The sequence below is a fragment of the Uliginosibacterium sp. sgz301328 genome, assembly GCF_041807905.1.
Classification (GTDB): Bacteria; Pseudomonadota; Gammaproteobacteria; order Burkholderiales; family Rhodocyclaceae; genus JBGVSA01.
The window spans coordinates 147195-166098 of sequence record NZ_JBGVSA010000007.1 but is presented as its reverse complement, the minus strand read 5'-3'; the positions used below and the strand labels follow the sequence as shown (position 1 = coordinate 166098).

At 64.1% G+C, this 18904-nt stretch carries 21 protein-coding genes and 1 riboswitch; of the genes, 5 read left to right on the top strand and 16 right to left on the bottom strand.

Features of this window, described 5'->3' with window-relative positions:
* Nucleotides 1-17: 17 nt before the first annotated feature.
* The 7 genes from ACDA63_RS07735 to creB form a co-directional block, all read right to left on the bottom strand.
* Nucleotides 18-215, bottom strand: a complete 198-nt coding sequence (locus ACDA63_RS07735; RefSeq protein ID WP_373662643.1) for a hypothetical protein — start codon at nt 213-215, stop codon at nt 18-20.
* Nucleotides 216-222: 7 nt separating this feature from the next.
* Nucleotides 223-600 (bottom strand): glycine cleavage system protein GcvH, encoded by a 378-nt coding sequence (gene gcvH, locus ACDA63_RS07730; RefSeq protein WP_373662642.1) that lies wholly within the window; start codon nt 598-600, stop codon nt 223-225.
* Nucleotides 601-731: 131 nt separating this feature from the next.
* The gene (gene gcvT, locus ACDA63_RS07725) at nt 732-1817 is read right to left on the bottom strand and encodes a glycine cleavage system aminomethyltransferase GcvT (RefSeq protein ID WP_373662641.1); all 1086 of its coding nucleotides are present in this window, start codon (nt 1815-1817) and stop codon (nt 732-734) included.
* Between the two features lie 159 nt (nt 1818-1976).
* A riboswitch (glycine riboswitch) is annotated at nt 1977-2072 on the bottom strand.
* Between the two features lie 39 nt (nt 2073-2111).
* Complete coding sequence (creD, locus tag ACDA63_RS07720) at nt 2112-3518, bottom strand: cell envelope integrity protein CreD (RefSeq protein ID WP_373662640.1); 1407 nt, start codon at nt 3516-3518, stop codon at nt 2112-2114.
* A 140-nt stretch (nt 3519-3658) separates the two neighbouring features.
* Entirely contained in the window at nt 3659-4108 is a 450-nt protein-coding gene (locus ACDA63_RS07715) for a GNAT family N-acetyltransferase (protein WP_373662639.1), read from the bottom strand.
* A gap of 17 nt (nt 4109-4125) precedes the next feature.
* A complete protein-coding gene (gene creC / locus ACDA63_RS07710; RefSeq protein WP_373662638.1) occupies nt 4126-5562 on the bottom strand; it encodes a two-component system sensor histidine kinase CreC in 1437 nt (478 codons plus the stop codon).
* Nucleotides 5559-6248, bottom strand: coding sequence for a two-component system response regulator CreB (gene creB / locus ACDA63_RS07705; RefSeq protein WP_373662637.1), 690 nt, complete (start codon nt 6246-6248; stop codon nt 5559-5561). The genes creC and creB overlap by 4 nt, the downstream gene beginning before the upstream one ends.
* A gap of 85 nt (nt 6249-6333) precedes the next feature.
* Here creB and ACDA63_RS07700 point away from each other — a divergent pair, with 85 nt between their 5' ends.
* Nucleotides 6334-7182: a 3',5'-nucleoside bisphosphate phosphatase gene (locus ACDA63_RS07700; protein ID WP_373662636.1), complete on the top strand. Its 849-nt coding sequence runs from the start codon at nt 6334-6336 to the stop codon at nt 7180-7182.
* 35 nt (nt 7183-7217) lie between these two features.
* Here ACDA63_RS07700 and ACDA63_RS07695 read toward each other — a convergent pair whose 3' ends face one another.
* From ACDA63_RS07695 to ACDA63_RS07680, 4 genes are all read right to left on the bottom strand, one after another.
* Nucleotides 7218-8237: a DUF1615 domain-containing protein gene (locus ACDA63_RS07695; protein WP_373662635.1), complete on the bottom strand. Its 1020-nt coding sequence runs from the start codon at nt 8235-8237 to the stop codon at nt 7218-7220.
* 347 nt (nt 8238-8584) lie between these two features.
* On the bottom strand, nt 8585-9886 hold the full coding sequence (locus ACDA63_RS07690) for a cytosine permease (RefSeq protein WP_373662634.1): 1302 nt from the start codon (nt 9884-9886) through the stop codon (nt 8585-8587).
* Between the two features lie 116 nt (nt 9887-10002).
* The gene (locus tag ACDA63_RS07685; RefSeq protein ID WP_373662633.1) at nt 10003-10926 is read right to left on the bottom strand and encodes a ZIP family metal transporter; all 924 of its coding nucleotides are present in this window, start codon (nt 10924-10926) and stop codon (nt 10003-10005) included.
* Between the two features lie 36 nt (nt 10927-10962).
* Nucleotides 10963-11391, bottom strand: a complete 429-nt coding sequence (locus ACDA63_RS07680; RefSeq protein WP_373662632.1) for a hypothetical protein — start codon at nt 11389-11391, stop codon at nt 10963-10965.
* 178 nt (nt 11392-11569) lie between these two features.
* On the opposite strand from ACDA63_RS07680, the gene ACDA63_RS07675 reads away from it, so the two are divergent.
* The 4 genes from ACDA63_RS07675 (at nt 11570) to ACDA63_RS07660 (ending at nt 14466) form a co-directional block, all read left to right on the top strand.
* Complete coding sequence (locus ACDA63_RS07675; protein ID WP_373662631.1) at nt 11570-12412, top strand: peptidoglycan DD-metalloendopeptidase family protein; 843 nt, start codon at nt 11570-11572, stop codon at nt 12410-12412.
* A gap of 149 nt (nt 12413-12561) precedes the next feature.
* Nucleotides 12562-13287: an energy transducer TonB gene (locus ACDA63_RS07670; RefSeq protein ID WP_373662630.1), complete on the top strand. Its 726-nt coding sequence runs from the start codon at nt 12562-12564 to the stop codon at nt 13285-13287.
* A gap of 12 nt (nt 13288-13299) precedes the next feature.
* Nucleotides 13300-14034 carry a MotA/TolQ/ExbB proton channel family protein gene (locus ACDA63_RS07665; RefSeq protein WP_373662629.1) on the top strand — a complete coding sequence of 245 codons (735 nt, stop codon included), beginning with the start codon at nt 13300-13302 and terminating at the stop codon, nt 14032-14034.
* Nucleotides 14035-14046: 12 nt separating this feature from the next.
* Nucleotides 14047-14466 (top strand): ExbD/TolR family protein, encoded by a 420-nt coding sequence (locus ACDA63_RS07660; RefSeq protein ID WP_373662628.1) that lies wholly within the window; start codon nt 14047-14049, stop codon nt 14464-14466.
* A 99-nt stretch (nt 14467-14565) separates the two neighbouring features.
* On the opposite strand, the gene ACDA63_RS07655 is transcribed toward ACDA63_RS07660, so the two are convergent.
* The 5 genes from ACDA63_RS07655 to ACDA63_RS07635 form a co-directional block, all read right to left on the bottom strand.
* A complete protein-coding gene (locus ACDA63_RS07655; protein ID WP_373662627.1) occupies nt 14566-15249 on the bottom strand; it encodes a LuxR C-terminal-related transcriptional regulator in 684 nt (227 codons plus the stop codon).
* Between the two features lie 312 nt (nt 15250-15561).
* A complete protein-coding gene (locus ACDA63_RS07650; RefSeq protein WP_373662626.1) occupies nt 15562-15990 on the bottom strand; it encodes a hypothetical protein in 429 nt (142 codons plus the stop codon).
* A gap of 246 nt (nt 15991-16236) precedes the next feature.
* Nucleotides 16237-16839 carry a xanthine phosphoribosyltransferase gene (gene xpt / locus ACDA63_RS07645; RefSeq protein WP_373662625.1) on the bottom strand — a complete coding sequence of 201 codons (603 nt, stop codon included), beginning with the start codon at nt 16837-16839 and terminating at the stop codon, nt 16237-16239.
* Between the two features lie 157 nt (nt 16840-16996).
* A complete protein-coding gene (locus ACDA63_RS07640; protein ID WP_373662624.1) occupies nt 16997-18205 on the bottom strand; it encodes an MFS transporter in 1209 nt (402 codons plus the stop codon).
* Nucleotides 18206-18597: 392 nt separating this feature from the next.
* Nucleotides 18598-18804, bottom strand: a complete 207-nt coding sequence (locus ACDA63_RS07635) for a hypothetical protein (RefSeq protein WP_373662623.1) — start codon at nt 18802-18804, stop codon at nt 18598-18600.
* Nucleotides 18805-18904: the final 100 nt, after the last annotated feature.

Below are 18904 nucleotides of genomic sequence, written 5' to 3'. Positions count from 1 at the left end.
CGCCCTGGGGCGCCGGGTCAGCGTGTCGCGCGGCGGCGCTGCCAGGCGCGCTTGAGCCGCACCAGAATGCCCGCGAAGAGCAAGGCCATCAGCAGGGCCACCAGTACCTTGCCGCGCATGAGCAGCAGCACGGTCAGTGCCATGCCGGCCGCCACCACCGCGCCTTCGGCGAGGATCTGCAGCGGCTCTTTCGGCTCGGGCCTGTTCGCGGGCACGGTGGAATCAGCCCACTGCGGCTTCGTACGCCTTGGCGTCCATCAGTGCGCCGACGTCGGCGGCATTGGCCGGCTTGATCTTGAAGAGCCAGGCGGCGTAGGCGTCAGCGTTGATCGATTCGGGGGCGCCCACGGCGTCTTCGTTGCTGGCGATGATCTCGCCGGCGACCGGGGCGTAGATGTCGGAGGCGGCCTTGACCGATTCGACGGTGGCGCATTCTTCCTTGGCTGCGACGGTGCGGCCGGCTTCAGGCAGCTCGAGGAAGACGATGTCGCCGAGCAGTTCCTGCGCGTGGTCGGTGATGCCGACCGTCAGCGTGCCGTCGGCTTCGACGCGCACCCATTCGTGGGATTCGGTGTACTTCAGATTTTCGGGCGTATTCATCAGTGTCGTCTCCGGGTTGGCGGCCGTTGGCGGCGCGCCGGTTCATACGTGCATTGCAGAAATCGAGGCAGAGCGGGTTGAAGCCGCTGCCGGGTTCGTCGGCGATCGAAGGAGTTCCTTCTTGCGTCGCCTTAAACCAATACCTTGCCGTTGCGCACGAACGGCGTTTTTACCACGCGGGCTTTGAGGCGCTTGCCGCGCACGTCGACTTCGACGTTGTCGCCGACGTTCGCACCCAGCGGCACGCGGGCCAGCGCAATGGATGCGTTCATGCTCGGCGCGAAGCTGCCGCTGGTGGTCTCGCCTTCGCCTTGCGCGGTAAAGACCTTCATGTGGCTGCGCAGAACGCCGCGGTCTTCGAGCAGCAGCCCGACCAGCGCGCGTTGTGCTGGGTGCTCTTCGAGCGCGGCGCGGCCGATGAAGTCGCGGCCCACGGACAGGTCGACCGTCCAGGCCAGGCCCGATTCGAGCGGGCCGACGTTCTCGTCCATGTCCTGGCCGTAGAGATTCATGCCGGCTTCCAGACGCAGCGTGTCGCGTGCGCCAAGCCCCGCGGGTGCCACGCCGGCGGCGACGAGCGCTTGCCACGTTGCCACGGCTTTGGCCACGGGCACCATGAGTTCAAAACCTTCTTCACCGGTATAGCCGGTGCGGCAGATAGTGATGTCGTTCCACTGGGCGGCCTGGAAATACTTGAGCGATTCGGACGCGGCCTGCGAGCCGGGCAGGGCGGCCCACACCTTGGCGCGAGCGTTGGGGCCTTGCACGGCAATCATGGCCAGGTCGCGGCGCGACGCGATGGTGACGTTGCCGCCGCCGGGCAGTGCCGAGGCCTGCTTGCGCATCCAGGCCAGATCCTTGTCGGCCGTGCCGGCATTGACCACGATGCGATAGAAGTCGGGGGCGAAGAAGTAGACGATCAGGTCATCGAGCACGCCGCCGTCGGTGGCGAGCAGGCACGAATACAGCGCCTTGCCCGGTTCCTTGAGCTTGTCGACGTTATTGGCCAGCAGGCGGCGCAGGTAGTCGCGCGCGCCCGCGCCGGTGACATCCACGGCCAGCATGTGCGAGACGTCGAACATGCCTGCGTCGCGGCGCACGATATGGTGCTCTTCGAGCTGCGAGCCGTAGTGGATGGGCATGTCCCAGCCGGCGAAGTCGACGATCTTTGCGCCAGCGTCAACGTGGGTCTGGTAGAGCGGGGTCTGTTTGGCCAAGGCCTTGTTCTCCGAATCGACAAATAAAAAAGGGGCCGGGCGCGCCTTGTGCGCCCGGCCCCCATCTGTCCCTTGTACCTGAGAGATTACGGAACCGTATCGACGGCGCCTGCCCCTTCGGTGGATGCGGCCTCGCGCATCGCTCTCCAGATTATGTTCAGTGTCGATTCGGTCCTTTTGCCTGAGCGGTTCCCGGGGGGTTACGCCTTCGGCGGCTGCGGGCGAAGCCCTGCGGCGCTCTCCCGAATGACCGGCGGACTGTACCGGAATCGGCTGTCCGCCGGCAAGTCATATTCACTCGGGTGTCGAAGCCGGTTCCGCGGCCGGTGCGCGGCGTGCCGGGCGACGCGGCAGTTCGATGTGGGTGAGTGCGTGCCAATCGGTGCGACGGGTGGCGATCATGACGGCGGCCAGCACCACGAATACCAGGGTAGATCCCAGCAACAGCGCGTTCTGTTCGCTCTGGAGGATGCCGTACAGCGCGCCGTAGAGCAGGGCCAGCAGCGCGGCAAAGCCGGTACCGCGCCAGGCGCTCTTCAGCACGGCGGCAATGTAGTAGCCGATCAGCCCGACACAGGCCACGGTCGCGGCGAGGTAGGCCGTCGCAAAGCCGATGTGTTCGGACAGCGCCAGGAGCAGCAGGAAGAAGATCAACTGCGCCGCACCCACCAGCAGGTACTGGATGGCGTGCACGCGCATCTGCTTCATCAGCTCGTAGATCATGAAGATGCCGAGTGTGAGCATGATGAACATGAAGGCGTACTTGGTCGCACGATCGGCCAGCGAGTAGATGTCGACCGGTTCGACGAGTTGCACCGAGAACGTGTCCGCGGCATCGCGGACGCCGCGTTCCTCGCTGGCACGCTGGACTGCGTTGAGCCACACCCGGCCTGCGCTGGTAGCCAGCGAACTGGTCTGCCACAGCGCATCGAACCCGGTCTGGCGGATGTTGCGTTCGACGGGCAGGAAATCACCGATGAATGACGGGTGCGCCCACGGCGAGCTGATCGCCATGCGGTTCTGCTGCGCCAGCGGCACGAGATTGAAGCGCCCGGTGCCGCCGATGACCAGCGTGGTGTCGAAGGACAGCGTGCCGCTCTTGAGTGCCTCATCCGGCACGGTCGTCTGCAGGCTGGCGGCCTCGCCCAGCCCTTCGCCGGGTTTGACGGCAAGATCCTTGCCGTCGACGGCGATCTTCACTTCGCGCAGACCACGCGTGTCCGAAAGCGTGAGCATCAGTCGCGGCCGCGCCATGGCGACGATCTGCGAATCGCTCCGGGTGCGTGGCAGGTCGGTGGCGCCGGGCACGCGCAGGCTGCCCTTGAGGTGCCCGTCGAACTGGTACGCCATGATGCGGAACAGGCCGATGCGGCGCTGATCCGGCATGAGCGAGCCAGTGACATCGAGCGATTCGGGCAGCACGATGTAGTCGTGCGTCTGTTCGCGCGTCACCTGCCGGCGCGAGCGCTTGCCAGCCGCGTCGGTGACATCTTCGATGGCGAGGTAGCGCTCGGTATAAGTCTGCACCAGCACCAACCCGGCGATGCGCTGGTCGCGCGGCAGGCTGGCGGTGACCGAGTCGAGCGCCTCTTCGCGATATGACAGGCGTTCGCCGATGGTGCTGCGGACCGACATCACACCGATGCTCAGTGCGACGATGAGCATGATCAGCACAAACGCCTTGCCGAATAAGGTCTTCATGGACTTTCCCCCTTCGTGTTGTTCGAGTGGGGCCCATGATGCAAGCGCCGTATGAGGCGACGATGCATCGGACGTGAAGCGTTTGTGAAGGCCGTGTGAAGTGTTTGGTGACGATCAAGTCGGCCGGTAATGGTCGCGCGCTACGGGTCCGGCCGAAGCTTGCGCACCAGCATGAGCTGCGACTTCAGATCTCTGAAACCCAATGCCCGATAGAACGCATGGGCGGTTTCGCGGATCACGTTCGAGCGCACATGCAAGGCGGTTACGCCCATCCCGTGCGACCACGTGGCCGCCGCTTCGACCAACGCCGCGCCGACACCGGTGCGTCGTGCGGCCCGGCCGACGACAAGGCCGCCGATTTCTGCAAAGTCCGGGGTTTCAAGCAAGTGCATGATGAATATGTGAATCCAGCCCAGCACCTCGCCGTCGCGCACGGCAACGAAGGCGGCGTGTTCCGGATTGTTGTTGGCATAGGCGATGCGATCGCCAATGGCGGTGACGCTGTCCGGATAACCCAGTTCCGTGGAAAGCCGGGTGACAGCTTCGGCGTCGCCAGCCCGCATGCGGCGGATTTCGACCGGTGCGTCCATGGGGTTTTCCTGTGTCTTCAGCCGCCCCGGGCGGGCAGTCGCAAGACCGCCTCGACGCCGCCGTGCGGATGATTGGCAACCTCGACACTGCCGCCATGCAGCGTGGCGATCTGCCGGGCGATCGACAGCCCCAGTCCGCTGCTGCGGGCGCCCGTCCCGGGCCGTGCGAGCGAGTAGAAACGTTCGAACAGGCGAGGCAGGGCGTAGTCGGGAATGGCTTCGCCGCGATTGTGGATACGCACCGCAACATCGGCGCCTTCGCGCGTTGCGCTCAACTGGACGGTGCTGCCAGCGGGCGCGAAATCGATGGCGTTGTCGAGCAGGCTGCCGATGGCGAGTTCGAGCAGGGCGGCGTCGCCTTCGATGACCGGGGGCGATTGGCCCATGTCGATGCTGATCGCGATATCGCGCTGGGAGGCGATCAGTTCGCGCGCGGCGCAGGTCTTGCCCACGACGTTCGCCAGCTCGAGGCGTTCGCGTGTGTCGAGCTGTTCAAGCGACTCCAGCCGCGACAGGCGCAGCAGCCGATCGATCAGCGATTGCATGCGGTGCGTCTGCGCCTGAACCGTCTGTGCGAAGTGGCGCCGATCTTCAGCGGGAAGATCGTCGGCCAGCAACTCGGCCGCGCCTGCCACGGCTGCCAGCGGACTCTTCAGTTCATGCGTGAGCGCTTGCACGTAGCCCTCGACGTATTGTTTGCCGTCGAGTCGGGCGCGCATGTCGGCCATGGCGCGGGCGAGTTCTTCGAGTTCGCGCGCACTCGAGTGTGGCGCGTCCACGTGTTCGCCAGCCGCCACCGCGCGTGCGTAATGCTGCAGCCGTCGGATCGACAATTGCAGGCGCACCGTCATGTACAGGCCGACGGCCAGCGAGGCGAGGATCAACGCCACCCCATAGCGGAAGATCGTGTTCTCGGCGCGGCTGATGATCGGATCGATCCGCGCGACGGGCTTCGATACGGTCAGCGAGCCGATGATGCGCGGTCCGTCCATGATCGGCGCCGCCACGTGGAAGACGGTGCTGGTTTCCTTGCTGGGTTCTTCGCGCGTGGTGCGCGCGCCGTACACACCTTCGAGCGTGCGACGCACGTCGTTCCACTGTGAGTAATCCATGCCGACCGCGCGCCGTTCGGAATCGAACACCACCTTGCCCTGCGCGTCCGTCACGTATACGCGAAAGTCGAGCGTGGTCTTGCGGAAATGCCAGATGCGCGCATCGATGCTGCGCGTGGCGTAGCGATCCACGCTCTGCGCGAAGTTGCCGTCTCCGATGGTGCCGGACTTGAGTTCATCGGTGGCGAGAGCGGCGAGGATATTGGCGGTGTCGACCATCGTCTCTTCGATGGTCTCACGTACGCTGGGCTTCACCTCGGTGATGACGATGTTCAGGATGAACAGTCCCGTCAGTCCGACGACGAGAAAATAGCCGATGAAGATGCGCAGCGAGAGATTCACGATGCGCGCGGCGCCTGCAGCGAATAGCCCATGCCGCGATGAGTCTGGATCGGGTCGTCGTCGGGCGCGACGCTGCGCAGCTTGGCGCGCAGGGTCTTGATGTGCGTGTCGACGGTGCGGTCCGAGCCGTCATGCGCGCCGTTCCACACGGCTTCGAGCAACTGCTCACGCGAGAATACGCGCGAGGGATGCCGGATCAGCCACGCCAGCAGCAGGTACTCGTAGCGGGTGAGCGAAAGCACGGCACCGTGGTAGCGGATGCTCGCGGCCGATGCGTCGTGCTGCCATACGGATGACGTGCCCCCAATTGCTTGCGCGGGCATAGATGTCGTGCGGCGCAGAATGGCACGCACGCGGCCGGCGACTTCGCGCGGCGAGAATGGTTTGACCACGTAATCGTCCGCGCCCACTTCAAAGCCCAGCACACGATCGATCTCGTCGGCGTGCGCGGTGAGGAACATCACCGGGATGGGGTTCGATGACCGGATGCGACGGACCAGTTCAAAGCCGCTGATGTCCGGCAGGCCGACATCGATGATCGCCAATGCGAGATTCCCTTCGGCGAGCCGCGCCAATGCAGCTTGTCCGGTCGCGACATGTGCCGTGGCGTAACCTTCGGCGCGCAAGGCGTAGGCCAGTGTTTCGGCGATGGGCGCCTCGTCTTCAACGATGAGGATGTTCGACATGGCAGGCATTATTGCACCGGGCGCGAGCTGGCGCGGGCCTCTGCTATGATCGATTGATGCACTGCACGAAAGCGCTTTTGAGCCCATGAAGACCCCGTTGAACGCAGACCTCCATTGCCACTCCACGTTTTCCGACGGCTTGATGAGCCCGACGGCGGTGGTCGAGCGTGCCGCAAACAATGGCGTCGATCTGCTGGCCTTGACCGATCACGACGAACTGGCCGGCCTGCCGGAGGCACGCGAAGCGGCGCGCGCGACCGGCGTGGCGTTCGTCGACGGGGTGGAGATTTCGATCTCGTGGCTCGACCAGAGCGTGCACATCGTCGGCTTGGCCGTCGATCCGGCTTCTGCAATGCTCGCCGCGGGGCTCGCTGCGGTGCGCGAAGGGCGCGACACGCGCGCACGGCGCATTGGTGACGAACTGGCGCGCATTGGTATCGAAGGCGCCTACGAAGGCGCGGCGTCGTATGCCGAAAACCCTTCTCTCATCGGCCGCGCGCATTTTGCGCGCTACCTCGTTTCGATCGGCGTTGCACGCGACACGCAACAGGTGTTCGACAACTACCTGGTGCGCGGCAAGCCCGGCTTCGTCGACCACGAGTGGGCCACGCTGGATCAGGCGGTGGAGTGGATCCATAACGCCGGCGGACTGGCCGTGGTGGCGCATCCCGGGCGCTATCGGTTCTCGAAAGCGGAGATGTCCGGATTGTTCGAGCGCTTTGCTGAGCTTGGCGGTGATGGCGTCGAAGTCGTAACCAGTTCGCACACGCGTGCGCAGGTGCTCGAATACGCGCGCGTTGCGCGGCGGTATGGATTCCTTGCCTCGCGCGCGTCGGATTTTCACGGCCCGGGCGAGAGCCAGTTCGATCTCGGTCGCGGCCCGTCGTTGCCACCGGACCTCACCCCGGTGTGGGAGCGCCTCCCGGTCTCCTAGTCCCCTTCACAGCCTCGCGGCAGTCCGAACGAGGACTAGCCGCCCCGCGCCATGCAGGTCTGATAACGGCCCTCCACGCGCTTGGCAAACCACGCCGTGGTGAGCTTGCGCGTGATCTTGGGGCTCACCAGTTCGATGTTCGGCAGTACCGCGCGCGGCATCGTGCGGCCATTCGCCTCGGCCAGTGCGAATACCTTGCGATAGAGCTGTGTCTGTCCGAAGCCGATTGTCTTTTCCGTCAGCAGGTCGCGGCGGATGGCGTCGCGACCCATACCCAGTTTGCCTTCGATGGCGAAAAGCGCCTGTTCGACATCGCTTGGCGTCTTGCTCGCGGTCCCATTCACATAGGCAAGCAGGTCGCCGTCCAGCGCAACCTTCTTGCCGGACACGCGCGCGAGCGCCGACTGGAATGCCGCGTTGCGGCTGGCGTAGCGGCCGGCGTTGTAGTCGGCGAAGCGATACAGCATGTCGCTGTATTGCATGGGGTATTGCAGCAGGATGGCGACGCCGAAGTACACGCCGCCGCGCCGCGTGAAGACGGCGTCGCGGATGGTGCTCTTGAGCGGGTAAGGGTAGGGCGTGGTGCGCGCGTGCGCTTCGGCGAACGCCACGCTCACCTGCATGGGCCCACCGGTGTGGATCGGGTTGCTCATGCTCAGCGGCAAGCCCAGGCGAGCGGCATCGGCCGACAGGTCTTCGAAGATGCTGTTCATCTCGCGCTCGGTGCGCAGGGTATCGATGCGTTCCTTGTAGCTGCGTCCGTCCGGCGAGGTCTTCAGCAACGCGGTCTTCACGGCGATGAGCGGAACGTGCTTCTCCCAGGCCTTTTCGCCGATTTTCTTCCACGCGATGTCGGGCAGGCCGGGCACGGTCGGATCGCCCTGCCAGGTGGACTCCTGTTCGATGATCGAGTTGGCTGCGCAGAAGTATTCCGCCGTGTACGGAATGCGCAGGTGCGTGAATGCGCTCAGGATGTCGTCGGCCCAGCCATTGCGGTCGGATATGCGCGACGGCAGCAATTGCAGCAGCAGTGTCCGCGCCTGTGCTTCGGTCATTGGCGCGCGTGCCGCGGGCGCCGGTGTATTGGCTTCTGGCGCGGCCGGCGTGACAGGTGTCGCCGCCGGCGCAATGGGCGGAAGCGGTTCGGTAGTGACGGCCGTAGGCGGCGGCACAGGTGTTTCGATCGTCGGCGGCGCAGATGGGGCGGGGGGCGCGGACACGACTTGCGTCGCGGACTCCACCGGAGCGGGCCGTGATGTTGCGCACGATACGAGCAGGGCGCTGCACAGTACAGCCAGAGTGAGTCGGTTAGGCACGGACAGCAAAGCGGTCAAAATCAGAGAGCTTAGAGGATTTTTCCTGGTCGACGATTGACACGACTGTGAGCGATTGTGAGCGCGGCTCAGCCTTCCGACGGACGCCGCCCCAGGCTGCCGGCCAGATCCGGACGTGTCAGCCACCCCAGCGCGAAGCTCGTCAGCAGCGACGGCAGTGCCGAGCCCCATTGCGGCGTCCAGACCGCCGCCGCGTGGTAGACGCCGATGCCGAGCAGCCAGATCGTCACTGCGCTGGCGTTGATGCGCTGTGCCCCAATGCGTTCGACAACGTTTTCCAGCCCGGTCAGACGCGCGACGATCACGCCGTACAGCGGCACGAACACCGAACTCAAGGTGAGCAGGAACGGCTCCAGGCTGTGCATCGGCAAGAAGAGCGCCAACGCCGTGCACAAGGCCGCCAACGCCATGCCCCACTGGCGCACGCTCCAGCGTGGCACCAGGCTGTGGGCGGCGACCGAACCGGAGTAGATGTCGCCGTAGGCGTTATCGACCTCATCGATCAGGATCAGCCCCAGCGCAACCAGTCCGCCCTGGGCCAGCAGCAGGGCGCCAAGCAGATCGGCGCTCGGGGTCGTGAGCGCCACCAGCATGCCCAGCGCATAGCACCAGATATTGGCAAGACCGTAGCCCAGCCATGTGCCGCCAAAGGCCCCGGCGCCAGTGCGGCCGTGACGCGCGAAATCGGCCACCAGTGGCAGCCACGACACCGGCATGGCGATCACCAGGTCGAGGGCCGACAACACGCCCATGCTGCCATCGCCGGCGCGATGCCAGATTTCCATCCAGCCCACGTCCCCTGCGCGACGCAGGAACTGCCAGCTCAGCCAGAGCAATGAAGCGATCACCAGCGGCAGGCCGTAGCGGCCGATGAACTTGCGCACCAGCCGCACCATCGAGCCCGCCAGCAACGCGATCAATAGCCCGCCCCACAGCAGGGTCACCAACAACGGCCAGGCATCGGACACGAAGCCGCCCGCTCGCCGCGCGATCGATACCGTTCCGTCGCGCATCACCACCAGCTCGAACGTCGTCCAGCCGATGAGTTGCACCACGTTGAGCAACACGGGCAGGCGGGCGAAGTGACGGCCGAAGGTCGCATGCATCAGCCCTGCGCTCGACAGGCCGCTCTCGCAACCGAGGCGCGCCGTCCATGCCAGCAGGCCGGCGCCCAGCAGGGAGCCGGCGAGAATCGCGGCCAGCGCACCCTGGGTACCCAGTCCCGGCACCAGATACGCGCCGACCTGTATCACCAGCAGTCCCACGCCAAGGCTCAGCCACAGCGCGGCGTGGTCGCGCCAGGAAAAGGTTCGTTCATGCGCAGGCAGAGGAGCCAGCGCCGTGTTCTCGTTGCGGGAGCGGTGGGGCATCGGAGACAGTCTTTCGCCTGCCATTGCGGCAGGACCAGGGTAGGTGCGGGGCGGATTATGGCAAAAGGCGCCGCTCAGTGGGGCAGTACGGCGCTGCCCCGCGTGGGAGTTGTCGATCAGCCCAGCGCCGTATCGAGTGTCATCATCACCACGAAGCCCACCATCAGTCCGCCGGTCGCGAAGGCTTCGTGCCCCTTGCGGTGCGACTCGGGAATCATCTCGTGACTGATCACGAACAGCATGGCTCCGGCGGCAAATGCCAGGCCCCAAGGCAGCAATTGCACGGACAGCGTGATGACCGATGCGCCAAGCACGGCGGCGATCGGCTCGACCAGCCCGGACAGCGCGCCCAGCGTCACGGCAAAGGCGCGTGAATAGCCGGCCGACAGCAAGGCGACGGCAACCACCAGGCCTTCCGGCACGTCCTGGATCGCGATGCCGGTCGCCAGCGCCGAGGCTCGCAGCGCGTCGGTCCCACCGTAGGCGGCGCCAATGGCGAGCCCTTCCGGCACGTTGTGGAGTGCGATGGCGATCACGAACAGCCACGCGCGGCGCAGGCGAAGCGCCATGTGGCCTTCCATGCCCTTGATGAAGTGTTCGTGCGGCACGAAGCGGTCGATCAGATAGATGAGCAGGCCGCCGAGCAAGATGCCGCCGCCCACGATACCGGCCGCCTGCCATGGCCCGGCGCCTTGCGCGGTGGCTGCGGCCACGCCCGGGACGATCAGCGAAAACGAACATGCCGCCAGCATCACCCCCGCGCCGAAACCAAGCAGCGTGTCCTGCACGCGGTCGGAGAGCTGGCGCGAGAGCAGCACCGGAATGGTGCCCAGCGCGGTCGCGCCAGCCGCGATGCTGCCGCCGAGCAGTGCGTCGAACACGCGCTGGTCGCGCTGGATGAAGTGTTCCCATATCTCGCGGCAGATCAGCAGGGCGCCAACGATGAAGATGATCCAGCCGAGCACATGTCGCACGCTTAGCGTGGATACGCTGCGCGGCAGGGCGGTGGATTCGGGGTTGCGTGGCGTAGGTGCTTTCATGGCGATGGCCCGGGTAGCGTTGGCGTTGGGTGCGGATCAGTGCAGCAAGCGCGAGGCCCGCGGACACTGCGCGCAGCGCGATGCCAGTGCGCGTATCACGTCTGGATGGCGGCAGCATTCGCGCGAGAAGCGCTGCAACTCGGCCAGCGTGCGCGGTGTGTGGCGCTTGGCTGCTTCGCGCAGGGCGTCGGGCAGATGCGGGTCGATGATCGCCTGTTGCAGGCAGCGGTGGGCCGAACACAGATGGCTGGCGGCCTCGTCGATGTGACTCATGTGCCGCAGCAGGTCGGCCATGTTGTGGTGGGCGATGATCAGTGCGGCCACCGCTTCGTCGGCGTCCGGCCAATGGGCGAAGAGGCGGCGGGCCACGGCCAGCGCGCGGCGGTAGTGCAGCAATGCCTCGATAAAGTCGCGTGCCTCGAAATCGCGATTGCCAAGCACGATCTCTCGCTTCCATTGTTCCATCCGAACCTCCTGCAGCGATCCGCCGATCCTGTGATGCTCAAATGAGAATAATTATCAATAACGCAGCATTTAGGCGCAAGTGCCCAATGCAGACGCAACGCTTGCTGATACTCCGTCGGCGCTGCGTGGCGCGCCTTTGCTAACCTTGCATCCTTTCGTTGCCCAAACTCGCACGCCCATGTTTCGCCTGATCGCTGCCTGCTTTGCCCTGGTCGTCGTCCCCTTCAGTCTGCCGGCCAGCGCCGAGGGATTTCTGAGCCGTCTTCTCAACAAACCCGTGCCGGGCGGCGTTGCCGTGCTCCCCGTGGGTGATGGCGCCGAGGCACCGCGCGCATTCTTTCAGGATAAGCCGGTGATGGTGATTCGCGAGGATGGCAATCGCTGGATCGCCATCGTGGGCGTGCCGCTCACCGCCAAGGGCTCGCAGCAGGTGCAAGTGCAGGATGCCACCGGCACACACCAGGTCGGTTTCGAGATCGGCGCCAAGCGCTATCCGGAACAGCACATCCGGCTCAAGAACGATCGCATGGTCAATCCGCTGCCCGAGGACAACGTCCGCATCGAGCGCGAGATGGCTGCGCAAGCGCGTGCCTATCGCACTTTCACGCCCGGCGCGCCAAGCAATCTGATGCTCGACAAACCGGTCAACGGCCCGTTGTCCAGCGCCTTCGGCCTGCGCCGCTTCTTCAATGGCGAAGAGCGTGCGCCCCACTCGGGGCTTGACTTTGCCGTGCCGGCGGGCACGCCGGTGAAGGCGCCTGCGGCGGGCCGCGTGATCTTGACGGGCAACCTGTTCTTCAATGGCAACACGGTCTTCATCGATCACGGCCAGGGGCTCATCAGCATGGTGTGTCACCTGTCGCGCATCGACGTGAAGGAGGGGGACGAAGTCGCGCGCGGCGCGGTCGTGGGCGCTGTGGGCTCGACGGGGCGCGCAACCGGCCCGCACATGCACTGGAACGTGAGCCTCAACGACGTTCGCGTGGACCCTGCGATCTTCATCGGCGCATTCAAGCGCTGAGCGCCAGGCGCCTCGGCGGTGGGGCGCGTCTGTTACGGCTATCGACAGTGTCGGTGGCGGGCGGAAAATGAGCGAACGTTGTGGGTGCCAGTCTTGACTTTGCGCCGCCGCAAAATAAAATAGCAACGATTCTCATTTGCAGGTTTCCGATGAACACGCTCGCAGCCCGCAGTGCCAAGCCCGATGTATCGTCGCGCGCACCGGCCTCTTATTACGGAGATTCGGACAAGCTCGGTCGGGGCGTTGCCATTGCGGTCGTGGTGGCGATCCACGTCGTCCTGGCGTGGGGCCTGCTGCAATTGAAGGTCGTGCGCGACACTCTGCAGGAAGCCGCGCCGTTGTTCGTAAGTTTCATCGACGAAGCCAAGCCGGTGGCGCCTGAGCCGCGCCCGCCCGAGCAGCCGAAACCGCGCATCGTGCCCAAGAAGCAGCCGGCGCCCGTGCTGGCCACGCCGGCCCCGACACCGCCCAAGCCCAGCGATTACACGGTGGCGCCGCAGCCCACCGAGCCGGTGAAGGACGCCATTGTCGTGCCGGACGCGACGCCTTCGCCTCCGGCGCCGCCTGCCGCGGCTGTGCAGCCCGTCGCCCCGCCGAAGACAGTGTCCGAGTCGGCCGTGCGCTATCTGCAGCGTCCGGCGCCGGAATACCCGAAGCTTTCGCTCAAGTTGCGAGAAGAGGGCAAGGTCATCATTCGCGTGCTCGTCGACGTCAACGGCAAGCCGCAACAGGCGCTCGTCGCCGAATCTTCCGGTTACTCACGCCTGGACGAGGCAGCGGTCACCGCCGTTCGCAAGGCGCTGTTCGAGCCCTATTCCGAAAACGGCAAGGCACTTGCCGTGTGGGTTCGCGTCCCCATTACTTTCAATTTCTAGGATTCATACGTCATGAACGAAGCAAGCGCCATGGGTTTTGGCCATTTCATCGCGCAAAGCGATATCGTCGGCAAGAGCCTGCTCGGCATCCTGGTGACCATGTCCATCGTCTCGTGGGTCCTGATCGTGATGAAGGGCATCTCGTTCTGGTCGCGCAAGCGCCGCAGCGCGGAGTTTCTCAATTTTTTCTGGAACGCATCGTCGCTCGATGCCGTGGAGGCGGAAATCTCGACGCACGGCGCGCAGTGCCCGTTCTCGCATCTGGCCTCGCACGCCATCCACGCGCACAAGCACCACGCTCGCTTCGGTGCGGCGAAGCTCGAGGAAGCCGGTAGCGCGCAGGATTTCCTCACCCGCACGATGAAGAAGGTGCTCGACGAGGAAACCGCCCGTTTCGAAAACGGCCTGACGATTCTGGCCACCGTCGGTGCGACCGCTCCATTCGTGGGGCTGTTCGGCACAGTGTGGGGCGTGTATCACGCGCTGATCGCCATCGGCATGAGCGGCGCAGGCACACTCGACAAGGTGGCCGGCCCGGTGGGCGAGGCCCTGATCATGACCGGCATCGGTCTGGCTGTCGCGATTCCGGCGGTGATGGGCTACAACTGGCTCACGCGTAGCAATCGCGTGCTGCTGGCCAAGCTCGATTCGTTTGCCTACGACCTCTTCACCTTCCTGTCGCTGGGTCAGCCCATGGCCCGTGCCGACAACGTGCAGCCGATGACGCCGCGCGCCGTATCGGCTTAACGGAGCACCACCATGGCATTCGGAAGCTTCGACAGCAAGAACGCCAGCGCGCCGATGGCGGAGATCAACATGGTTCCGCTGATCGACGTGATGCTGGTGTTGCTGGTGATCTTTATCGTGACCGCGCCGTTGATGACCAACGCGGTGAAGATCGACCTGCCCAAGGTCACGTCACAGCCCAATGACCTCAAGCCCGAGAAGATCGAGTTCGCCATCGACAAGGCTGGCACGATGTTCTGGAACGGCGAAATCGTCGACCGCGCCACGGCGCAGCAGCGCTTTGCCAGCGAGGGCCACCGTCTGCCGCAGCCGGAAATCCACATCCGCGCGGACCAGGACGTCGCCTACAAGTTTGTCGCCGAAGCGATGGCCGATGCGTCCAAGGCCGGGCTGTCGAAGATTGGCTTTGTCAGTCAGCCGGAAGACAACTGATCGGCGACTGCGGGATTGGATGAGTCAAAAAAAGCCGGACGTCATGTCCGGCTTTTCCTTTTGTTGGTGACCCCCGAAATGTCTGATTCGTGGAGCGCCTCAGGCCGCACGGCCGCCCTTGGCGATTTCGACCAGCTCGGCGATGCTGTTGATGCCGAACTTTCGCATGATCTGCATCTTGTACGTGCTTACCGTCTTCGGGCTGACATTGAGGGTGTTGGCGATGTCCTTGTTGCGGCTCCCGGAGAGGATCGCGTTCATTACCTGGCGCTCCCGGCCGGAGAGGCATTGGACGGGATCATTCCGTTCGAATGCCGACGTGGGGACTTCAGGAAAGCACTGGTACCCGGATTTCACCACGAAGAGCGCATTGAGTATCTCGGCCGGGGGGCTGGTCTTGGAGATATAGCCGCTGCATCCGGCGTTGCGCAGGTAACCCGCGTGTCGCCGTGCGTCCGCGGCAGTGAAGATCAGGACGCGGGGGCGCCAGTGCAGGTTGAGAATGGCATCCACGAGACGTTCCCCGTCAGGCAGGACGAAGATGTCTACGACGATGATGTCGGGCTGGTGGGTCTTTACCAGTTGAAGGCCGCTGCTTGAATCGGTGCCTTGCCCCATGACTTTGAATTGTCCCGAGTCATCGATGATCTGTCCCAATGCCAGCCGCATGAGCGGGTGTTTATCGATGATGACGACCGTTGTCGGCCGGGAGCGATCTGCCTCGGTGTTCTTGCTGATGTCGTTGCTTGCCGGGCTGAAGCCATGGATAGGAGGTATGTTCATTTTCTGCGCGCCTGAGTGGTTCAATGCGAGCAGTCTGGCATGTGACATGTCCTAGCCGTCTGAGATCATTCTCAAATTTTGAATCAAGTTAAATCCGGGTTGATGCAACGAAACGTCGATGGAAGGGGGTGAGAAAAATCCCACTTTGCGGTGAAGCGTTGCAGATCAATATATTGGAAATGGATATTCCGGAGACGGCCTGCATGGGAACCGTGCAGGCTGCGCGGGCGGGATCCCGCCGTTCTGCTGGAACCAGAAAGCGGCGAGGCGCCGTCGGTGGCCGGGAGTCGGAGCTACCGGCCACTGAGTACGTCAGAGAACGAAATCGGCAGCGACGCGCTGGAAGGTGAAAGTATTGCCGGACACGACATCTCGGATGGTCCAGTGATCGGCATCGAGACTGCGGAATTCGGACACGTCAGCGTTGCGGCCGAAGGCCTTGGGATCGATGGTCCCGCCGTTGAAGGTCTGGGTCCACGAGGAGAACAATCCGTTCGCGCAACTCCAGCGTCCCTTCATGTGGTTCACTGCGTTGGGCAATTTGACGCTCAGCTCGAAGTCGCCCCCGGCTTTTTGTTCGAGCAGGAAGCGACCGCCCGACAGAACATCGGTGCCGTACCAGCGTCCGACGATGCCGGCAGAGCAGTCGGTGGAAGTCGTCTGCTGCGCCAGTGCGGGCAGGCTCGTGGCAAGCGAGGCTGCGACGATGGTGGCTGCGGCCATGAGGCGGGTTGTCTTCATGTGAATGTCCTTGTCCGTTCATTTTTGGGGGACGGACAGGCGCGTATGACATTGCTCACGTTTGTGAGGCGATGACTGAGCCTGCCGTCAGGGAATGGCACGAGTCTGTCATGCAGAGGAGGAGGTCTATATAAGACGAGTCCTAAAAACCCGGCAGCGATGTGTCGTTGTGTGACTGAGGACTGATGCGAAGGGGGGCGGCGCGCCGGCATGGCGCCAGCGCGACAGGGCTGCTGGAGGGTAGCGTCAGCCGGCCATGATGACCTGGCCGTTTTCGGCGCGCAGGACTTGCGCGAGAACGGCGACGGGGACATTCATCTCTTCGAGGATACGACGGCCGTTCTTGAAACACTTTTCCATGATGAAGCCGGCCGCCACGACTTCGGCATTGGCTTCGCGGACCATTTCGACGAGAGCCTGCGCTGTGCGGCCGTTGGACAGAATATCGTCGATGATCAGCACGCGAGCGCCTTCCCACAGGTACTTCTTGCCGATGACCAGGCGCGTTTCACCGCCCTTGGTCGGCGATGGGACGATTCGCGAGTAAGCCGGCGGCTCGATCATGGGCGCGTACTTCTTCGCGTATACGAGCGGCAGGTTCAGCGCCAGCGAAACGACGAGCCCCGGTGCGATGCCGCTGGCTTCGGCCGTGAGGATGACGTCGGTCTTGTAGCCGCCGAGGCGGCGACCCAGTTCGTCGCCCATGGCGCGCATGAAACGCGGCTCGATACGGTGATTCAGGAAGTGGTCGATCTTGATGATCGCGTCGTCCACCACGGTTGCCTCGCGATGGATGCGTTCTGCCAGTTCCGGGAATGGGGCGCTTAGATCAGCGGGGGAAGGAATCATGACTGCAAAGCCCCGGAGGGGCGCTGTTGCGATGGCGGAATTTATCACATTGGGCCTGGGCCGGCCCATGTCACCGAGAGTTGAAAACTGTTACGCGGCAGGGCCTTCCGACGGGCCTGACGCACGTCAACCTGCGATGGCATGGTTCTGCGGGCGATCAGTGATCGGTCAGCTGCTGGCGCCGCGTCAGGGCAGGAAACAAACGCATCCAGCTACCGACGATGATGAGCGTGCCTACGCCGCCGAGCACGACCGATCCGACGGCGCCGAACCAGCCGGCGGTCATGCCGGATTCAAATTCCCCAAGCTGGTTGGAGGCTCCGATGAAGATCGAATTGACGGCATTGACGCGGCCACGAATCTCGTTGGGCGTCTGCAATTGCACGAGCGACTGGCGGATGACCACGCTGACCATGTCGAACATGCCGCTGGCCAGTAGCGCGGCGAAGGACAGCCAGAACGAGGTCGACAGGCCGAACACAATGGTCGCCACGCCGTAGGCCGCAACGGCACCGAACATGACCTTGCCCACGCTACGTTCGATGGGGCGGGCCGACAGATACACCGACATGAGCAAAGCGCCGACGGCGGGAGCCGAGCGCAGCAAGCCCATGCCCCAGGCGTCGACGTGCAGGATGTCCTTGGCGAAGATCGGCAGCAGCGCGGTTGCGCCACCGAGGAGCACGGCGAAGAGGTCGAGCGACACCGCGCCGAGCACTTCCTTGCGGTTCCAGATGAATGTGAGGCCGGCCAGCAGTGTCTGCATGCTGACGCGTTCGCGCGGGGCCGGTGCATGGTCGAAGCGGACCATCAGGATGAGCACGGCGGCGACGATGAACAACACGCCGCAGATGCCATAGACGGCGTGCGCGCCTGCCACATAAACAAAGCCGCCAATGGCCGGGCCGATGATGGTGGCCGTCTGCGCGCCGGCCGAGCTGAGTGCGAGCGCGCGCGGCAACAGGGTGCCGGGCACCAGCAGCGGGGCGATGGCCTGCTGCGTAGGCATCTGGAATGCCTTGATGACGCCGAGGCAGATCGAGGCGATGAGGATAGCCTCGCGCGAGACCCAGCCGGCAAGCGTGCCCCAGACCAGGACGGCGGTGACGACCATCTGCAAGCCCAGGCAGATTGCCATGATGCGACGGCGGTCATAGCGGTCGGCGACGTGGCCGACAACGAGGATCAGCGCGAGCGACGGGGCGAACTGACACAGGCCGACAAGACCGAGGTCATAGGCGTTGCCGGTGAGTTCGTACATCTGCCAGCCCACCGCGACCATCATCATCTGGCTCGCCATGGTGGTGGCGACGCGGTTGGCAACGAAATACAGGAAAGACGGGAAAGCAAAGAGCGGATTGGCCATGGCGGCGGAATTATGCCACTTTTGTTTATTTTGTCAGACAACTGATTCGTCTGTGGCGTCTATGATTGATACTGCCTATCGGGATCTTTTGATTAAGCAAATAGGAATCATTCCTATTGGTGTGTAAAGTTGAGCCCAGGATATCGAGGAGAACTGCCATGCACACCCATCAACACATGCACAAACACTGGATCCGTAAGGGGTTAGGGCTCGGCTTGGTGGTGCTCGGCTACATCATCCTGCTGGGGTGAGCGCTGGCGCCGGAAGCGCCAGCCAGTCGAAATACTGATGAGCCCAACGGGGCGTCGGAGAACGGGACTCGAACGAGTCCCGTTTTTGTTTGGTGCGAGCTCGGCGGGCCGTCGCGGCATGACAACGCCGACGGCATGAGATCAGATAGGGCCGTAGAGCCCGTCGTCCGGGTTCTCGGTGGCAAAGGCGTAATAGCCCGCCTCCAGGAGGTCATCGTCGACGCCGCGACGCTCGGGCATGTATTCGATGGTGACCTGGGTGTCCATCTGGGCTTCATCGTCACGGCCGTCCGGATTGATGAAAGCCAGCAACTCATGGAGCTGGCGGGCGGTCAGGGTGATGCTCATGGTCGGTCCCTTTCGACGTTGAAATCCTGCTCGCGGCGTTGGCCGCTTCATTGTTCGTGAGTATGCACTCAGCCGCTCGTTCGCGGCGGCGCCTGCGGCA